Source organism: Hymenobacter nitidus (assembly GCF_020447315.1).
Classification (GTDB): Bacteria; Bacteroidota; Bacteroidia; order Cytophagales; family Hymenobacteraceae; genus Hymenobacter; species Hymenobacter nitidus.
On sequence record NZ_JAJADQ010000013.1, the window covers coordinates 65,908 to 83,100 of the forward strand.

The 17,193-nt window shown below is 61.5% G+C and carries 13 protein-coding genes; 7 read left to right on the forward strand and 6 right to left on the reverse strand.

What is annotated here, in order from left to right:
• The first annotated feature begins 93 nt into the window (after positions 1-93).
• Entirely contained in the window at positions 94-1,572 is a 1,479-nt protein-coding gene (locus LGH70_RS20580) for an energy transducer TonB (RefSeq protein ID WP_226189621.1), read from the forward strand.
• A 75-nt stretch (positions 1,573-1,647) separates the two neighbouring features.
• Here LGH70_RS20580 and LGH70_RS20585 read toward each other — a convergent pair whose 3' ends face one another.
• A complete protein-coding gene (locus LGH70_RS20585; protein WP_226189623.1) occupies positions 1,648-3,090 on the reverse strand; it encodes an aldehyde dehydrogenase in 1,443 nt (480 codons plus the stop codon).
• 90 nt (positions 3,091-3,180) lie between these two features.
• On the opposite strand from LGH70_RS20585, the gene LGH70_RS20590 reads away from it, so the two are divergent.
• Complete coding sequence (locus tag LGH70_RS20590) at positions 3,181-4,716, forward strand: ArnT family glycosyltransferase (RefSeq protein WP_226189624.1); 1,536 nt, start codon at positions 3,181-3,183, stop codon at positions 4,714-4,716.
• Between the two features lie 61 nt (positions 4,717-4,777).
• The gene (locus tag LGH70_RS20595; protein WP_226189625.1) at positions 4,778-6,532 is read left to right on the forward strand and encodes a DUF6311 domain-containing protein; all 1,755 of its coding nucleotides are present in this window, start codon (positions 4,778-4,780) and stop codon (positions 6,530-6,532) included.
• Between the two features lie 31 nt (positions 6,533-6,563).
• Here LGH70_RS20595 and LGH70_RS20600 read toward each other — a convergent pair whose 3' ends face one another.
• The 4 genes from LGH70_RS20600 to LGH70_RS20615 all read right to left on the reverse strand — a co-directional run bounded on the left by LGH70_RS20600 (position 6,564) and on the right by LGH70_RS20615 (position 12,420).
• Positions 6,564-8,108, reverse strand: coding sequence for a DUF2079 domain-containing protein (locus LGH70_RS20600; RefSeq protein ID WP_226189626.1), 1,545 nt, complete (start codon positions 8,106-8,108; stop codon positions 6,564-6,566).
• 15 nt (positions 8,109-8,123) lie between these two features.
• Complete coding sequence (locus LGH70_RS20605) at positions 8,124-9,110, reverse strand: glycosyltransferase family 2 protein (RefSeq protein ID WP_226189627.1); 987 nt, start codon at positions 9,108-9,110, stop codon at positions 8,124-8,126.
• A 48-nt stretch (positions 9,111-9,158) separates the two neighbouring features.
• Entirely contained in the window at positions 9,159-9,908 is a 750-nt protein-coding gene (locus LGH70_RS20610) for a class I SAM-dependent methyltransferase (protein WP_226189628.1), read from the reverse strand.
• Positions 9,909-10,113: 205 nt separating this feature from the next.
• Positions 10,114-12,420 carry a DUF6311 domain-containing protein gene (locus LGH70_RS20615; RefSeq protein WP_226189629.1) on the reverse strand — a complete coding sequence of 769 codons (2,307 nt, stop codon included), beginning with the start codon at positions 12,418-12,420 and terminating at the stop codon, positions 10,114-10,116.
• A gap of 183 nt (positions 12,421-12,603) precedes the next feature.
• Between LGH70_RS20615 and LGH70_RS20620 the strand changes: the two genes are divergently transcribed.
• From LGH70_RS20620 to LGH70_RS20630, 3 genes are all read left to right on the forward strand, one after another.
• Positions 12,604-13,134 carry a carbohydrate binding domain-containing protein gene (locus LGH70_RS20620; protein WP_226189631.1) on the forward strand — a complete coding sequence of 177 codons (531 nt, stop codon included), beginning with the start codon at positions 12,604-12,606 and terminating at the stop codon, positions 13,132-13,134.
• Positions 13,135-13,300: 166 nt separating this feature from the next.
• Positions 13,301-14,890 (forward strand): ArnT family glycosyltransferase, encoded by a 1,590-nt coding sequence (locus tag LGH70_RS20625; RefSeq protein ID WP_226189633.1) that lies wholly within the window; start codon positions 13,301-13,303, stop codon positions 14,888-14,890.
• Positions 14,891-14,933: 43 nt separating this feature from the next.
• Positions 14,934-15,479 carry a carbohydrate binding domain-containing protein gene (locus LGH70_RS20630; RefSeq protein ID WP_226189635.1) on the forward strand — a complete coding sequence of 182 codons (546 nt, stop codon included), beginning with the start codon at positions 14,934-14,936 and terminating at the stop codon, positions 15,477-15,479.
• A gap of 141 nt (positions 15,480-15,620) precedes the next feature.
• Here LGH70_RS20630 and LGH70_RS20635 read toward each other — a convergent pair whose 3' ends face one another.
• Positions 15,621-16,412: an SDR family oxidoreductase gene (locus LGH70_RS20635; RefSeq protein WP_226189638.1), complete on the reverse strand. Its 792-nt coding sequence runs from the start codon at positions 16,410-16,412 to the stop codon at positions 15,621-15,623.
• Positions 16,413-16,619: 207 nt separating this feature from the next.
• Here LGH70_RS20635 and LGH70_RS20640 point away from each other — a divergent pair, with 207 nt between their 5' ends.
• The gene (locus LGH70_RS20640; RefSeq protein WP_226189640.1) at positions 16,620-17,153 is read left to right on the forward strand and encodes a 3-hydroxyanthranilate 3,4-dioxygenase; all 534 of its coding nucleotides are present in this window, start codon (positions 16,620-16,622) and stop codon (positions 17,151-17,153) included.
• Positions 17,154-17,193: the final 40 nt, after the last annotated feature.

The following is a 17,193-nucleotide window of genomic DNA, read 5'->3' on the forward strand; positions in this document are numbered from 1 at the left end:
CATCGCTAAGCCCCGCTTAGCACAAGAAAATGCTGCCAGACGGCGTTTCCTTCGGATAGTTTTTGCGTAGGTAGTTCCACACGCATACTCCGAATGAAACGCCGTCTACTTTTTAGTCTGTTCATAAGTGCTGCTCTGGCCGGTTGCCAGAGTGAAAAACCCATCCGGGTGGAAGCTGCCCAGCCCGCCGAAGTGGCCCCGGCTCTGGCCGATTCTCTGCCCGAAGTGCCGGCTTCGGGAGCCGTCGGCCGCCGCGACTGGCACCAGCTGGGCCGCCGCACCAGCCGTACTGCGCCCCTCATCGTGTACCGGCGCGGCGTGCTCCGGGCTCCGGGCTCCGATACTACCGCCCTGCCGCCCTCCGAGGCCCAGCTGCACGACCTGACGCTGAAAGCCAGCGAATATTTCCAGATTGACCCCACCCAGCCGGCCGAGGTGCACGGCCGGGAAGGTACCGTGGTTCGGATTCCGGCCGGCGTGCTGGTGACGAGCGCCAACCAGCCCGCCGCCAACCCGGTGTGGGTGGAGCTGAAGGAGTGCTACAGCGTAGCCGATATGCTGCTCTCCAACCTCTCGACGGTAACTCCCGAGGGCGAGCTGCTCGAATCGGGTGGCATTGTGCTGGTGCGGGCTTCGGCCAAAGGTCAGCAGCTGCGGCTGGCACCGGGCGAGGCTTTCCAGCTGGAAATGCCCGGCGCGGCGGCCCGTAAGAAAGAGCTGAAGCTGTTCTACGGCCAGGGTGGGCGCGGACGGCAGCCAGTGCGCTGGGTAGCGGCGGGCCCGTCGGCCGAGCTGCCGTTGGCACCCAAAGCCGCTGCTACCGCCGACCAGATGCCTTCCTACGGCAGCGGCCCGGCTGATATCAACAAGCTGGTGCGCTACCCCCAAACGGCGGTGGCCAGCCGCACGGAAGGTATTGTGTACGCGTCGTTTCTGGTGGATGAGGCCGGCCGCGTCGAGTCGCCGGAGATTGTGCGCGGCATTGGGGGCGGCTGCGACGAAGAGGTGCTGCGCGTACTGCGCCAGACCTCGGGCCAGTGGACGCCGGCCCGCAGCGGGGGGCAGTTGGTGAAGGTGAAAATGATGCTGCCCATCCGGTTTGCCTTCCACGATGGGCTGGCCAACTCGGCCGAAGCTCCCGCCGCCGACTCGGCAGTACCAGCCGCTACGGCCCAAACCGTAGCTGATGACGAAGTCGACTCGGACGAGAACAGCTCGAACCGCCGGGTGTATACCTGCCGCCGCCTGGGCTGGCTGAACGCCGACAAGCCCCTGACGGCCAGCTCCTCAATTGGCTTCACGGTGCCGGTTGATGTGGAGCCAGGGACCAGCATCCGCCTGGTATTCGAAGACTGCCTGGCCATTGCTGAAGCCCAACCCCAGGCAGACGGCTACTCCTTCCAGGGAATTCCCGGCAACCGCAAAGTGCTGCTCATCGGGCTGCAATACCGCAACGGCACTCCGTTTATCGCCATGCGCCGCACCGTAACCGGGCAGGCTGCTTCCGAGCAGCTGGAGTTTCAGGAAACTACCCTGGCCGATTTGGAGCGCACGATGGAGCGTATTCAATAAGTCCGGCATGTCGTCGAAATAGAAAAATAGAAAAGCCGTTCGTAGCGCTACGAACGGCTTTTTTGTTTCTGCATGCTACAGCTTGATGCATACGTTCTGGGGCTCGGTGAAGAAGCGCAGGGCTTCCAAGCCTCCTTCGCGCCCCACCCCCGAGTTTTTCATGCCCCCAAACGGCGTGCGCAGGTCGCGCAGCAGCCAGGTATTGATCCAGACGACGCCGGCGTGCAGCTGGTGAGCTACGCGGTGGGCCCGGTCCAGGTCGCGGGTCCAGACGGTGGCCGAGAGGCCGTAGTCGGTGCCGTTGGCCCAGTTCAGGGCCTCCTCCTCGGTATCGAAGGGTGTGAGCGTGACGACGGGGCCGAATATTTCCTCGCGGTTGGTGCGGCAGTCGGGTGCCAGGCCTTCGAATACGGTAGGCTCCAGGAAAAAGCCTTCGGCGCAGCGGCCCTCTCCCTGTACGCGCCGGCCGCCGGCCAGCAGCTGCCCGCCTTCTTCCTTCGCCAGCTCGATGTAGGATAGTACTTTCAGCAGGTGAGCCTCACTGACCAGGGCGCCTTGCCGGGAGCTTTCCAGCAGCGGGTCGCCTACTTTCAGGCCCTGCACCCGAGCCAGAAAAGCTTGCTTGAACTGCTCGTAGATGGGCCGCTCGATGAAAATGCGGGAGCCGCACAGGCAAATCTGACCCTGGTTGGCAAAGCTGGACTGAATGCTGGTGCTCACAGCCGCCGCCAGGTCGCAGTCGGCAAAAATGAGGTTGGGGTTTTTGCCGCCCAGCTCCAACGACAGCTTCTTGAACATGGGCGCGGCGGTGCGGGCAATATGCTCACCGGTCTTGGTGCCACCCGTAAAGCTGATGGCCTTCACCAGCGGGTGCTCCACGATGGCCTGGCCGGCGCGTGGGCCCGTGCCGTGCACGATGTTGAGCACGCCTGGCGGCAGGCCGGCTTCCTGGCACAGCTCACCCAGCCAGTAGGCCGTGGCCGGCGTAATTTCCGAGGGCTTGGCTACCACGCAGTTGCCGGCGGCCAGGGCCGGGGCAATTTTCCAGGTAAACAGGTAGAGCGGCAGGTTCCAGGGCGAAATGCAGCCGACTACGCCCAGCGGGTGCCGCACGGTGTAGTTGAGGGCCAGGCCTTCCTGGAAGTGGCTTTCGGAAGCAAAATGGCCGATGCCGGTACCAAAAAAGGCGAAGTTGCTGGCCGCCCGCGGAATATCCACGCTACGGGCCAGGGCCACGGGCTTGCCGTTGTCCTGACTTTCGGCCTGGGCCAGCCGCTCCAGGTCCCGCTCGATCAGCTCCGAAATCCGGACCAGCAGGCGGCCCCGCTTTTCGGCCGACAAGGCCCGCCAGGCGGGAAAAGCAGCCTGGGCGGCGGCTACGGCCTGCTGCACATCGGCCTCGTCGGAGTCCGGAATCTGGCTGTAGACCTGGCCCGTGGCGGGCTCGACGTTGTCGAGGTAGCGGCCGGCCTGGGGTGGTACAAACTGGCCGTTGATGAAATTTTGCAGCTGAAGCATGGGCGGGAAGGCAGGATGGGCGTTGTACAAATCTAGCCATAGTAAACCACTACTTTTGCCTTTCCCCGGCCAAGCCCGGCGGCCCGCTATATGAAATTTACTCTCCTGGACGGCCACACGGTGCCACGCTGGTTCTGGCCATTGGTGCTGGGCCTGAACCTGCTGCTGCACCTGCCGTTTTTCAACCAGCCGCCCAATAGTGTGCACGTCTGGCGCCAAAGCAACACGATGGCCGTGGCCCGCAACCTCTATGAGGAAGACATGAACCTGCTGCGGCCCCGCGTAGACCGGCGCAACGAGTCGGATGGTGTCACGGGCATGCAGTTCCCGAGCTACGAGTGGCTGGTGGCCGGTAGCTACAAGATGCTGGGCTTCCACGAAGCCATTCCCAGGGTCGTTACCTGGCTGATTTTCGCGGCGGGCGTGGTGGCCTTCTTCGGTCTGGTGCGCCTGCTGACCGGCTCCCGGTGGCTGGCGGCCGTGGGTGCCTGGGGGCTGAGCTGGAGCCCTGAGCTGTTCTACCATTCCATCAACGCCCTGCCCGATATTCTGGCGTTGTCGGCGGCCATGGCCGGGCTGTACTTCTTTCTGCGCTGGTACCGGGAGCGGGCTGGCCTGCACTTCTGGCTGAGCCTGCTGCTGACCACGCTGGCGGGCCTGACCAAGCTGCAATACCTGGTTATTGGCTTTCCCATTGCCGTGCTCATCCTGCGCGACTTGTGGCAGCGCCGCCTTACGTGGCGGCGCGACGCGGCCCCGTTGGCGCTGTTTGCCCTCGTAACGGTGGGCTGCACGCTGGCTTGGTACGCCTACGCCCTGCGCTTGATTGAGGAATCTGGCCTAGCCGATTTCGGCCTGGAGCTGCGCCCCGCCACCGACCTGGGCGTAGCAATTAAAACCTTGACCCACAATATCATTTCGGACATTCCCGAGTTGCTGATCAACTACGGCAACACGGGCCTGCTGCTCATTGGCTTGTTTGCCATCTGGCGCGGGCGCTACTACCGGAATGCCTGGTTTGGCCCGGTGCTGGTGTGGGCCCTGGCGCTGCTGGCTTACCATCTTATTGAGCTGCGGCAAATGAGCGTGCACCAGTACTACATGCTGCCGTATCTGCCTGTGTTGCTGCTGCCTGTGGTTATCGGGGCCGGGTGGCTGGCCCGTAGGCCCCGGTGGCGGCCGGTCTTGGCGTTGCTGCTGCTGGCCCAGCCCGTGTTGGCCTTCGTCCGCATTGCGCCGCCCCGCTGGATGGGAGGCGCCCGCGAAGTGCCCGTCGAGCTGTTTGCAGCGGCCAGCCGGGCCGAGCTGGTAGGCGCCGTACCCAACTCGGCGCTGTGCGTAGTCGGCCCCGACATATCAGGCTGTAAGTTCTTCTACTTCCTGCACAAAAAGGGCTTCGGCTACAACGAAAGCGCCCAGCTTTTTCAGCCTTTTATCGGGCAGCAGCCTTACCTGGCCAACTGCATCCAGCGTGGGGCCCGCTACCTGTATACCAACGACACGACGCTGGTAGGCAGCCCGCAGCTACGCCCGTACCTGGGTAAAATTATCAAAACGGTCGGCGACTTTCAGGTGGTGGAGCTGCGGGCCTCGGGCGCGCAGCCCGACTCATCTTTCGTGCGCTAACGGCTGTTCGGCTGGTGAATCGACCGGGCTGGCGCCGTTGTTGCTTCTCATTTTCTGCTTTATGAAATCTGAGTTTCGGGGGTGGGTGCTGCTGGCGGCAGTGCTGTATGCGGTGGTGTTTTTTACCTGGACCTGGCCCCTGGGCGCGCATTTCACCGATGCCTTTCCGGCCATGCCCCACGGCGACGCTTCCATCTACGTCTGGAACGTGTGGCATTTCCGCGAGGCCGTGCTGGCGGGCTCCAATCCGTTCTACACCAACTGGCTGCTGTATCCGCAAGGCGCCTCCCTGCTGATGCACGCCTACGTGCCCATCATTGGGCTGTTTAATCTGCTGATTGGGCAGGAGCTGCTGAGTATCAACCTGTTTATGCTGGGCAGCTACGTGCTGTCGGGCACCGGGGCCTACCTGCTGTGCCGCCGCTGGGTGCGGCACCCGCTGCTCTGCTGGCTGGCCGGACTGGTTTTCGCCTACTCGCCCTACAAGCTGCTGCGCCTGCAGGGCCACTACAATCTGGTGCTGACGGCCACGGTGCCGTTCTACATTCTGGCGTTTCTGCGGGCTTTTGAGTGGGAGGCTGGCCAGCTCTGGCCGCGGGTGAAAAGTTGGCCGGCCGTGGCCCTGTGCGGTGGGCTGGGCCTGCTCACGCTGCTGAGCGACTACTACGTGCTATTTGGGCTGCTGTATTTCTCCCTAGCCTACGCGCTGTGGTTCTGGCTGCGGCTGGAGCACATCAACTGGCGCCGGCCCCGCACCTGGCTGTGGCTGGCAGTGGGTGTGGCGGGCAGCCACTTCGCCATTCGGCTGCTGCGCCTGGCCGGGCCTCCCGACAATGGCGGCTTCTGGTGGGGCGGCGACGTGGCCGGGTACCTGGCTCCGCCCGCCGCCAGCCGCTACCTCGACTTTGCCTGGGCCCAGCGCCTGCATAGCAATCCTGCCGTTTTCAACACGCCCAACAGCATCGAAAACGTTATGTTCCTGGGCTACACGCTGCCACTGCTGGGCTTGCTGCTGGTATTTTGGCCCGGGCGAGCGGCCTCCGCCCGCCGCCTCGACGCGGCCGGCCGACCCCTGGCGTGGGTGCTGCTGTTTTTCGTGCTGCTGACGCTGCCGGGGCTGCGGATTTTTGGTAAGAATTTGCTGAATCTGCCTACCAGCATTCTACACTTCATTCCCTTCTTCAACAATATCCGCTGCCCCACGCGCTGGGTGATGGTCGTGGGCCTGCTGCTGCCCATTGTCGTGTTTGCGGCCCTGGAAGCCTGGTGGCAGCCCCGCCTGTCGCGCGGGCTGCAATGGTCGTTGGGCTTGCTGCTGCTGGGCTGCGTGGCCCTGGAGTTCTGGCCTCAGTCCCTGCCGGTGTATGCCGCCACCGAGCTGCCCGCCGTGTATAAAGCCGCGGCCCGGCAGCCCGGCACTACGCTGCTGCCGCTGCCGGTTGGGCTGCTCGACGGGCACCGGCAGCTGGGCATCGTGCAGCCGGAAATCTTTTTCTACCAGACGCGCCACCGCAAGAAGCTCCCGGCGGCCTATTTCTCGCGCATCGCGCAGGAACGGTTTCAGGAGTTTGAGCAAGACCCGGTGATGCGCACGGTACTGGCCCTGCAGCAGGCCCCCGCCGATACGCTGTTTGCGCCCCCGCTACCGGCGCAGGTGGCGGCTTTCCGGCGTCACTTTGGTGCTTCTATGCTCGTAGTGCACCCCGACTGGCGCAACGGGCCCGCCCACCGCTACCTGCGGCTGGTCTTCCCCGATTTCGTGGAGCGCACTTTCCCGGATGGCTACGTCCTGCTGGCTCCGGCCACTAAAAACTAGCTTGGCTTATAGCTAGCACGGTAAAGGCGCGTTACGGAGCAACGGCCTGCTCGGTCGAGCGGCGCTCGAAGTAGCGGCGGGCCGGAGTGGGCTTGGGCTGCAGGCGCCTGAGAATCACCAGCGGCGCCTGGTCGTACACCGTTTGCCATTCGCCCGACTGCTGGTAGCCACGAATCTTGGTTTCCAGCTCTTCCTCCGAAATCGGGTAGGGGTTGTCGTGGCGCAGCACGGCAATGTAGTTGGCGTTGGCCACGTACGGAAACGGGTACAGGTAGGGCCGGGAAGCCAGGTGCGGGGCCAGCGGCGAAGAGACACTGATGGCCGCGTCGGCGGGCAGCAGCTCCAGGCCTGTATACACCTGCCCGACATCGAACCCGCGCCGGTAGTGCCGTGGCAGATAGAACTGCGAAAGGCTCTTGTCGTGCCACTTGGACACGCGCACTTCCATCGAAACGATAGTCGTTGCCAGCGTCACGAAGGCTGCCAGCCAGGCCAGGCGCGTGGCTTGGCGCGGCGTCTGGCTCACCAGCAGGTGCCCCAGCGCGGCACTCATCACGGGCACGAACTCAATGGAATACTGGTAGTTGATGCCCCAGTGCGCAATTTCAGCCGAGAGCAGCTTCTGGGCATATATCGGAACCAGCATGAGCAGGTAGGCCGGCCGCCGCAGCATAGCGTAGCCCCCCGACAGCAGTACCATCAGGTGCAGCTCCACCTTTATCCAGTCGCCGTAGGGGCTGTGCGGCGCGTTCTGAAACAGCATGCCCAGCACGAAGCCCGGCCGGGTGAATACCGTGTGCAGCACCTGCGCGGGCGTGGTACCGATGGCCGCGTAGTTTTGCTGGTAGTAGAAGCCGCGGCCCTCGCCAATCGTCGGAATGGCCACTTTTATGACGAGCACGAAATACACGGCCGCCACGGCGGCTATAGCCAGGGCCATTGCCACCCGGTCGCGGCGGCGCCAGTGCAGCCAGGCTAGTCCTAGGCCCACAAACACCAGCCACAGCGCCATGTTCTCCTTGCTGATCAGCATGAGTAGGGCCATGCCCGCGGCTGGCCAGCGCCGGTCCTGCTCGAAGAAGTAGAACAGCCAGGGCAGCAGCATGGCCGCCACCACGTTGTCGTGGTAGTCGAAGGCCAGAGCCGAGAAAATGCCCCAGATGCTGAAATACTGCGCCAGCAAGCCCAGCGCAGCCGAATTCTGCGTATCGCCGGTGCGCAGCCGGTGCAGGCGGTAAGCGCCGTAGCCACCCACGAGCACGGCCACAATCTGCACCACCACCAGCGTGTAGGAGCCCAGCACCCAGTAGAGCGGCGACCACAACAGCTGAAGCAACACGAAATGGTCGCCCAGCAGGTTGTTGTAGCGCATCAGCGAGTTGGCATTCCAGCGCAGGTGGGCATAGTCCCACATGGCCTGGTTATAAATGCCCAGGTCGTAGGCAAACGTGCGAAAGTTATAGTGATTGACTACGGCCAGCAGCACGTAGCACAAAGCAAAAAAACCGATGATTCCGGCAAGCCAAGCGCGCTGCTGACGACGGGAAAAGCTGGCCGAAGCAAGGCGGGTAAGCATGACGGAAAGTAGGGCTTAGTGAGCGGAGGCCGCCGGTGGCACCACCCCGGCCGGCGCGGGCAAAGCCTGGGCCACCGGGTGGGAAATATTCGTGTCGGAGATAATGTAGAGGGGGCGCTGCCGCACGTTGGCGCTCAGGCGGGCAATGTATTCGCCGATGATGCCCACGGCAATCAGCTGCACGCCGCCCAGAAACAGAATACTCACCATCAGCGAGGCCCAGCCCGGCTCGTACTCGTGGCTCACAAAGCGGGCGTAGAGCGTGTACACCATCACCACGAAAGCCAGGCCCGACACGATAAAGCCACTGATGGTAGCCGCCTTCAGGGGAGCGTCGGAGAAGCCGGTGATGCCGTCCAGGGCAAGCTTGATCATCTTGCGGTAGGTGTAGCCCGTTTCGCCCCCGGCCCGCTCGGCCCGGTCGTATTCGATGTAGGTCTGGCGGTAGCCAATCCACGAAATCTGACCCCGTATAAACTTGTTCTGCTCGGGCATCATCTTCAGTGCATCTACCACCTTGCGCGAGATAATGCGGAAGTCACCGGTGTCGACCGGGATGGAAATGTTGGTGATGCTGGCCAGCAGGCGGTAAAAAAGCTTGGCTGTCAGTTTCTTAGCTGCGCTTTCGCCCTGGCGTGAGCGGCGCTTGGCATACACCACTTCGTAGCCTTCGTGCAGCTTCTGGAACAGCTGCGGAATCAGCTCGGGCGGGTCCTGCAGGTCGGCGTCGATAATGACCACGGCCTGACCTACCGCGAGGTCGAGGCCGGCCGTGACGGCAATCTGATGGCCGAAGTTGCGGCTGAAATCGATGTAGCGCACGCGCGGGTCGCGGGCAGCCAGGTTTTGTACCAGGGCCAGGGACTTGTCGCGCGAGCCGTCGTTGATAAAGATAAACTCGTACTGCAGGCCCATTGGATCGAGCACGCCGCCGAGGCGGGTGTAGAGGGCCGGGATGTTGGCTTCTTCGTTATAGATGGGAATGATGACGGAGAGGTCCACAGAGTAGGGGCGAGGTAGGGGAAAGGAAAAGCCGCGAACAGTGCGAGCTTAGGCTTTTTTGGTTGCCAGCACGAAGGCGCTGATACCGACGGGCAGCTTGAAGCGGCGGAACAGCTGATTTTCGGCCCGCAGCAGCGTGAGCAGGGTGCCGTTCAAAAAGCCGGGCAGAATCTGTAGGTCGCCGCTGTCGGTCGCCGCTTTGCTTTTGCCGGAGAGGGTGCGCTGGGCCAGCCGCATGATGGCGGCCGGGAAAAACAGGGTCGAATTCCAGTACGAAGCCCGGCTGATGGCCATGCCCGACTGCTGCACCACCGAGCGCAGCTCGGGCAGGGAGTAGCGGCGGAAATGGTAGTTTACCTCGTCGTGCCGGCTCCAGAGAGAGTTGAAGGCGGGCACAAAAACGATGAGCTGCCCCTGGGGCGCCAGCACCCGCTTCCACTCGCTGAGCGCCTGCTGCTCGTTTTCGATGTGCTCCAGCACGTCGGAGGCAATAACCAGGTCGAAGCTCGCTTCCGAATACTGCAGGTTGGCCCCGTCCATCACGGCCACGTTGGTCAGGCCGCGCGACTGGGCTACCCGGATACCTACTTCGCTTACGTCGATGCCGTGCAGGTTCTGGTAGCCGGCTGCGCGCAGGGCCAGCATCAGGGGCCCGCCCGAGCAGCCGATTTCCAGAATCCGGGCGGTGCGGGGCAAGTTCAACTGCTGAATTTGATTGAACACGGCTTCACGCCGGGCGACAAACCACCAATGCTGCTCTTCCAGTTGATGATATGCTTGCTCGTAGGTAGGATGCACAGGCTAATTGTTGAGTCGGAAAGCAAAGATAGTAACTAAATCACGTCAGTTTTGCCCTTTGAATTCAGCTACAATTCCAAGCTAAGGAGATGGGCTGGTTGCGGGTGCAGAAACGGAGAGTGGGTAAGTACTGGTGCGGTTTAGGGTCGGCAAGACCGCTCAGGTGACTAGCAGGATGCCGTTCCGACGTCGCATTTGACGGAAACTACTGGCCGAGCTGATAGCCATTTAGCACGGGCTTCTTTTGGTCGTCGAGCCAGTAGACATTTGTATTCAGGGGCCGAATCAGCAGGTCATCGGCCAGCAGGTCGCGGCTGCCATACAGCACCTGGATGCGGTCCACGTTTTTCTGCGGCGTAAAGATGATATGCATCCGCACCCAGTCGCCGGCAATTTCCTTGGCCAAGCGTCCGTCGGCAATTTGCTCACTCACCTGCGCGCCCCCGCTGAACTGCTTGATCTGCAGGAAGCCGTAGCCGTAGTCCATTTTGCCATTAATCCAGACGCTGGCTTCATAGCGGCCCGTATCGGCGGGCGTCGGCAGAGGGCCCTCGTAGAGCATGGTCTGTTTTTCGATCGGCTCATACAAGGCGCCAGGCGCTAGGCGGCCGCGGCGGTCCGGGCTTTTGTCGAACGAGTCGTGCACGATTCCCCGGTCGGTGGTGGCGTAGAGGCCACCCGCCCGCTGGGGCAGCGTTGGCAGCAGCGCGGCGGCTTTGGCACGCTCCGTGGCCAGGCTGGTGGCGGCCAGCGCGGCAATAGGCAACTCATACAGCGTGGCACCCTCGGTCTTGAGCAAAGGCTTGGCAATGCTGACCAGGCGCTGCTCTTCCGGGCTAAGATTGTCGGGGGTAACGACCAGCAGAATGGGCTTGTCGGAGGGGAACTGCCGCAGCAGAGGCTTGTCGACCAGCGGGCTGCTGAGCAGCTGCACGTGCCGGAGCATCTGCTCGATGGAGGAGCGCGGAATGTAGGTGGACAGCACCGGCAAACCCATGGCCAACGACATCTTATAGCCCTGGTAGGCCGAAGCCCCCGACCCATCCAGGTCTATCCGGTCACTGCCCTTGTTGAAATAAGGCAGGGGCATAATGGCCTGGAAATCGGAGGGCTGACGGCCGGCCCAGCTCATCTGCTGTACGGGACTGGTAGCGGGGTCCAGGTAGGCTTTGGCGCCAATGCCCTGCTCCACCGCGTTGGCTTTGGTGGAGATGTTGATCCAGGCCTCGGCCGCCCAGAAAGCCAGCAGCAGCGGCAGCCAGGGCAGGGCCAGCAGCGGTACCCCGTGCTGGCGCTGGTAGCGCAGGAGCCGGTACAGGTAATAAGCTGAATAAACGCTCAGGGCGTAATAAAAAGGCCAGGCGAAGCGGCCCAAAGCGCGAAACTGCTTGAGTGGCCCCAGGTACTGCACCCAGCCTTCGAAACCCGGAAAAATGAAGGGTACCGCAAACGCGAATACCAGCAGCAGGGCCGAAGCCCACAAGCTGGTTTGTAAATGCTGCGGCAGGCTGCGGCCCAGCATCCGGCGGGGCTTGTGGCGCCGCAGCCAGAGGCGCCCCAGCAGCAGCAGGGCAGAAATAATCAGTACACCGGTGCCAACCAGGCCCACGTACGACATCGACTCGAAGCTGATTTCCTCGGTCTTAAACAGTGTTACCCACAGGCTGCGCAGTGGCTCCAGGTAGGGCGTGAATACGCCCCGCGGCGTAGCCATATAAGTCAGAAAGCCATAGGGGTTTGGGGGCCGGTCGGTGATGGGGTCGGTGGCCCAGAGGAAGGCCCGAAACAACAGCAGCGGCAACAGGGCCGCCACCACCATGCGGCCCAGCTGAGCTACTGACCGGTTGCGGCGCAGGGCCAGCACCAGCACGTGGCCCAGCAGGTAGAAGGAGCCGCAGGCCAGGAAATAGGGCTGCACGAAGCCCATGAGCAGGCTACTGACCACAAACAGCCCATACCAGCGCAGACGCAGCGGCTCTTCCTGCATCCGGATAATAAAGTACCACAGAATCGGGACGAAGCAGGCGTAACTCAGCGACATATGGTCGCCGAGCCGCTGAATCTGGGGCGACAAAAAGCCGATAATCAACGCCAGGGCGGCGGCATACAGTACCGACATGCGGGTGCGGCGCAGAATAGCGTACAGCACCATGGGGGTAACCAGCACACTGAGCAAAGCCACCAGGTTGGTGATACCCACCGTGTGCTCGGCCGCCGGAATGCCCAGGCGCTGCAGCACGCTGATCAGCCAGGCAATGAGGGGTTGTAAGTTCGGGTAAGTGAAATTGTCCCCGAACGGGTAGTTCATGCCGGAAAAGTGGGCGCCGGAATCGTAGAGAGCATAGTACGTGGTAACAAAGTAGCTCTGAAGCCCGTCGCCACCGGCGGAGAAAAAGTAGTCGTCGGGGTTGGCCAGCACAAAGGAAAAAAGCGCGGCAATCAGCCCCGCAGCAGCCAGCCCAACCCCGGCCATGCCGAGCCAGTGCTGTGTATTGCGGCGAAAAGAAATCATGCTAAGAGGTAAGAAGGAACTAGCCTGGGCAATAGCCTTAAAAAGATAAAGCAGCAACTCCGGGGGCCTCCTGGGGGTGCTACTGCCGTCAAAACTACAGGATTAGCCTCATAATAACCGTTAGTATATCATCTGGTCAGTCTATCTTTGCCGAAAACCTGCTTTTTGCACCTGCCGATTTTTATGCGCTCTTCTTCTTTCTGCCTGGTTCTTCTCTTGTTTGCGGCCGCGTGCTCGCAGAAAAAAAATGAGCAGGCCGACGACACCAAAGGCAAGGCTCTGCTTTCTACCAGCTACGAGAATCTGGAGGGATGGGTGCCTGAGAATGCCTCCCTGACCAAGGAAAAAGCGCATACCGGCAACTATTCGGTTAAGGTCGACCCCGCCATCGAGTTCGGTTTGACCTACGTGAACAAGCTGGGCCGCCTGTCCCCGACGCGTAGCAACAAGCTGCGGCTGAAAGCGTGGTACATGCTGACCAAGCCCGGCAAGGCCAGCCTCGTGTTTCAGATCGTCAACCCGGATAATACCAGTACCAACGCTTTCTACGAGAAGATTAGCCTCGAAAAAGTAGGTGACTGGACGGAAGTCAGCCAGGTACTGACCCTGCCGCCCGTTATCGACCCGGCCAGTGAGGTACGCGTGTATCTATGGCGCGACGAGGCCACGGGCGCTTCTTACCTCGATGACGTGGAGCTAACCGTTGAGCCCTAAGCGCCGCTGGTCTTTATCTGAAGAACCGGTGAGTAGTTCCGCTTCGGCTGGCTTTCGCCAAAATACTAGCAGGCTGGTTGCTGTGTTTCGGGCTACTGGCCCCAGCAGCTGGTAGCAACCCGGGCTGCCGGTTGCGGCGGACCCTTTATTTTAGAATTAACAGTATATGTCCCTTCAGTCTGCCTGGTCAACACTAATACCCGAATCAGCTAGAGAGAAAACCTACTCCTGGTTAGCCTTCGTGGTGTTTGGCCTGTTGGTGGCCTGGTTCTTTGGCCCGTATCTGCACTGGTTTCCCCGCGGCATCCACGAATGGGCCCAGTCCGACCGGTTGTCGCTGGCCTACGGGTACTACGACCGGGGCTTCAATTTCTTCCTGCCCCGCACGTTTTCCCTGCACCCCATTGATGGCGTAGTCGGCGCTGAGTTTCCGTTTCAGGCCTACATAGCTGCCTTGCTGGGGCTGGTGGTCGGGCGGGCACACATCAGCGAAGCTTTCCGCGTGCTGGATATGCTCATGCTGACCGTGGCCTGCACCTACTTGTTCCGGCTGGTGTTCGAGGTTACCCGCAACGTGTCAATTGCGCTGGTACCCGGGGCCTTTCTGCTGTCAGCCCCCTTGTATATCTACTACTCCGGCAACTACCTGCCCGACCCGTTTGGGGTGTCGTTGCTCTGCGTGTCGTTTTATTACCTGCACCGCTTTTTCTACCGGGAGCGGCGCCTGGCCTATTTCGTCGTCGGGTTTGGCCTGGCCACGCTGGGCAGCCTGGTCAAGCTGTCGATTGTGCTTTACCTGGGCTCGATTTGCCTGGTGCTGCTGATTGTATCCTACGTGCGGCCTTTCTTTCTCTCGGTGCGGGAAAAAGTAGTGTTTCTGGTGATGATGGTCGTCGGCTTTTCAGCCGTGGGCGGCTGGATCTTCTACATGCGCTGGCTCAACGAGAACTATACTTCCTGGATTTTCCTGTCTACCGTGCTGCCCATGAAGGACAAGGAGGAAAGTGACATGGTTATCCGGGCCATCGAGCAGTATGTAATACCCGAATACCTGACTGTTTCGGCGTATCGGCTGCTGTATTTCAGCCTGGCAGTGCTGGTGATTTATGGGGTGCTGCGCTGGCGGCAGGTACCGCAATTTGCCACCTACGTGGCTGTACTGCTGGTAGCAACAGTAGGCATTTTTCCCTACTACCTGCTGATGGGAACCCAGTTTGCCACCCATGACTACTACAGCATCGCGCCGGTGCTGCCCTTGTTTGTGCTGGTGGTGCTGGGCGGCGTGCTGGCTATGCAGCGCCTGCTGGGCAACCGCTGGTGGCTGCAGGCTGCCAGTGTCGTGCTGGCCGTCGTGCTGGTGTATAATGGCTTCACTCACTACCGTAAGCGCATGAGCACCAGCGTGGGGCTAAACTTCCGCTCGGAGTGGGCCGTCGACGGAGCCGCCTGGCTGAGCCGGTCCGGAGTGTCCGAAAAGGACCGCATCATGGTGCTCGGACGGGAAAACTCGCCTAACCTGGCCCTGACCCACTTCCAGCGCATTGGTCTGTCGGTGAGCGACAGTGCCGACCATATCACGGGCGAATACGCTCATCAGGTCATGGCTAACTACCGGCTGCGGTATCTGGTAATCCAGCGCGGCTTGTACCAGAAGCTCCAGGCCGTCAATCCGGCGTTCTTCGCGCCTTTCAAGCAGGTTAGCGAAGAACGGACGCGCGTCTTGCTGGCCCCGCGCGAGCCGCTGTCGACTTGGTAGATCCTACACATACGTTTTGCACTTTTTTAATCCTCTTACACACATGCGTACTCTTACTGCTTCTTCCCTATTGCTCTTGGGCGGCCTGATGATGGCTAGCTGCGGCGGCTCCGACAAGTCAGCGGAAGCCGATGAAAAAACGCTGATCAACACTAACTTCGATAATTTCCAGGGCTGGGTGAACAACTACTCCGGCGGGCTGAGCGATAAGGCGGCGCATAGTGGCCGCTACTCCATCACGGTAGGAGGCGGCAAAGAGTACGGCATAGCGTTCAGCTCGCCGCTGGGCCAGCTGATTGCGGCCAAGCCCCGCAAGCTGCACCTGGAGGCTTGGGTGAGGATCGATGAGCCCAATACGCCCGTGCAACTGGTGGTTCAGATTACCAAGCCCGTGGGCGATGAGAAAGTGTTCTGGAAAGGTCTGGCGCTGGCAGAAGGCAGCAAGCCGGGCCAGTGGACGGAGTTGAAAACAGATTTGATTCTGCCCGAAAACGTATCCTCCGACCAGATTCTGGGAGTGTATATGTGGGCTAACGGCGCCGGCAAGCCCGTGTACCTGGACGACCTGCGTATTACCAACGCCGAATAGCAACTCACTGACTGCTGCTAAACCATTACGGGGCAGTAGTCCGGGAGCAGGTTGGTACAGCAATAAAGCCGCCCTACGGACCAGCCTCACAAATCTGTGGGGCCAGCCCGTAGCGCGGCTTTATTGCTGTACTGAGAAGCACTACAGATTACCGGTCCGGCCGCCGTCTACCGGCACGTTGATGCCATTGATGTAGCCCGCCGCCGGGGAGGCCAGAAACGCCACGGCCGCCGCTACTTCCTGGGCCTGCCCGAAGCGTCCGGCCGGAATGGTGCGCAGCATGGCTGCCTCAATTTCTGCGGTCGTCTGGCCGGTTTGCTCCACTTTTTTCTCAATCAATGAGGTGTGGCGCTGGGTGACGGTGGCGCCGGGCAGCACATTGTTCACCGTAATGCCGGCGCCGCCCAGCTCGTTGGCCAGCGTTTTGGCCCAGTTGGCTACTGCCGCCCGAATCGTGTTCGACACGCCCAGGCCCGCCAGCGGCTGCTTCACGGAGGTGCTGATGATGTTGATGATGCGGCCGTAGCTGCGGGCCTGCATGCCCGGCACTACGGCCTGGGCCAGCAGGTGGTTGCACACTAGGTGCTGCTCGAAAGCAGCTCGGAACGCGGCTACCGGCGCGGCCAGAATCGGGCCCCCGGCTGGTCCGCCGGTATTATTAACTAGGGTATGAAACCCCTCGGGATGCGCCGCCAGATACTCATGAAGGCGGGCCGCCAGGGTGTCCGGGTCGCTGAAGTCGGCCACGATGTAGTCGTGCGCCTGGTCCTGGGGGCGAGGCAGTTCGGCCACAGCCTGTTGCAGGGTAGCTTCGTTGCGGGCCAGCAAAGTTACGGTGGCGCCCAACTGGGCCAGCTCCTCGGCCACGGCGCGGCCGATGCCCTGGGTGCTGCCGCCCACGAGGGCGCGGTGGGAAGTAAGGTCGAGATTCATGCGCTAAAAGTAGGAAAATACGGCTGGCAACGGTCTGCCGGGCACAGTTACGCGGTTTTGCGTAAGTTGGGCAAAATAACGAGGGTGTGAGGGTAGGCAGGTATGGGAGTATGAGTTGGGTACTCCATTGATGCGGAGCCGCGCATACTTCTCCCGAACTACGCCTTTCTACTCTCATACCTGCTTACCCTCACACCCTAAATTCCTATGCCCGTTTCCCGCCCTTTCAACTTCCAGAAGTGGATTGACGAACACCGCCACCTGCTCAAGCCACCAGTGGGAAACCAGCAGGTGTTCAAAGACAACAAGGACTTTATCGTGATGGTCGTGGGTGGGCCCAATGCCCGCAAAGACTACCACTACGACGAGGGCGAGGAGCTGTTCCTACAGATTGAGGGCGACATCGTGGTCAAGATCATCGAGGATGGCAAGCCGGTGGACATTGAAATCAAGGCCGGGGAAATGTTTCTGCTGCCCGGCGGCGTGCCCCACTCGCCCCGGCGTCCGGCCGGCACCGTGGGCCTCGTGCTGGAGCGCTACCGCACGGCCGGCGAGCTGGACGGCTTTCAGTGGTACTGCGAAAACTGCGGCACCAAGCTCTACGAGGAATTTGCCGAAATTACCGACATCGTGCAGCAGCTGCCGCCCATCATGAACCGCTTCTGGGCGTCGGAGGAAAAGCGCACCTGCTCGAACTGCGGCACCGTGATGGCGCCCCCCGCTCCCGTCAAGGCCGACTAACCCACGGCTTTTCCGGCTTACCCAACCACCCAGAATCCCG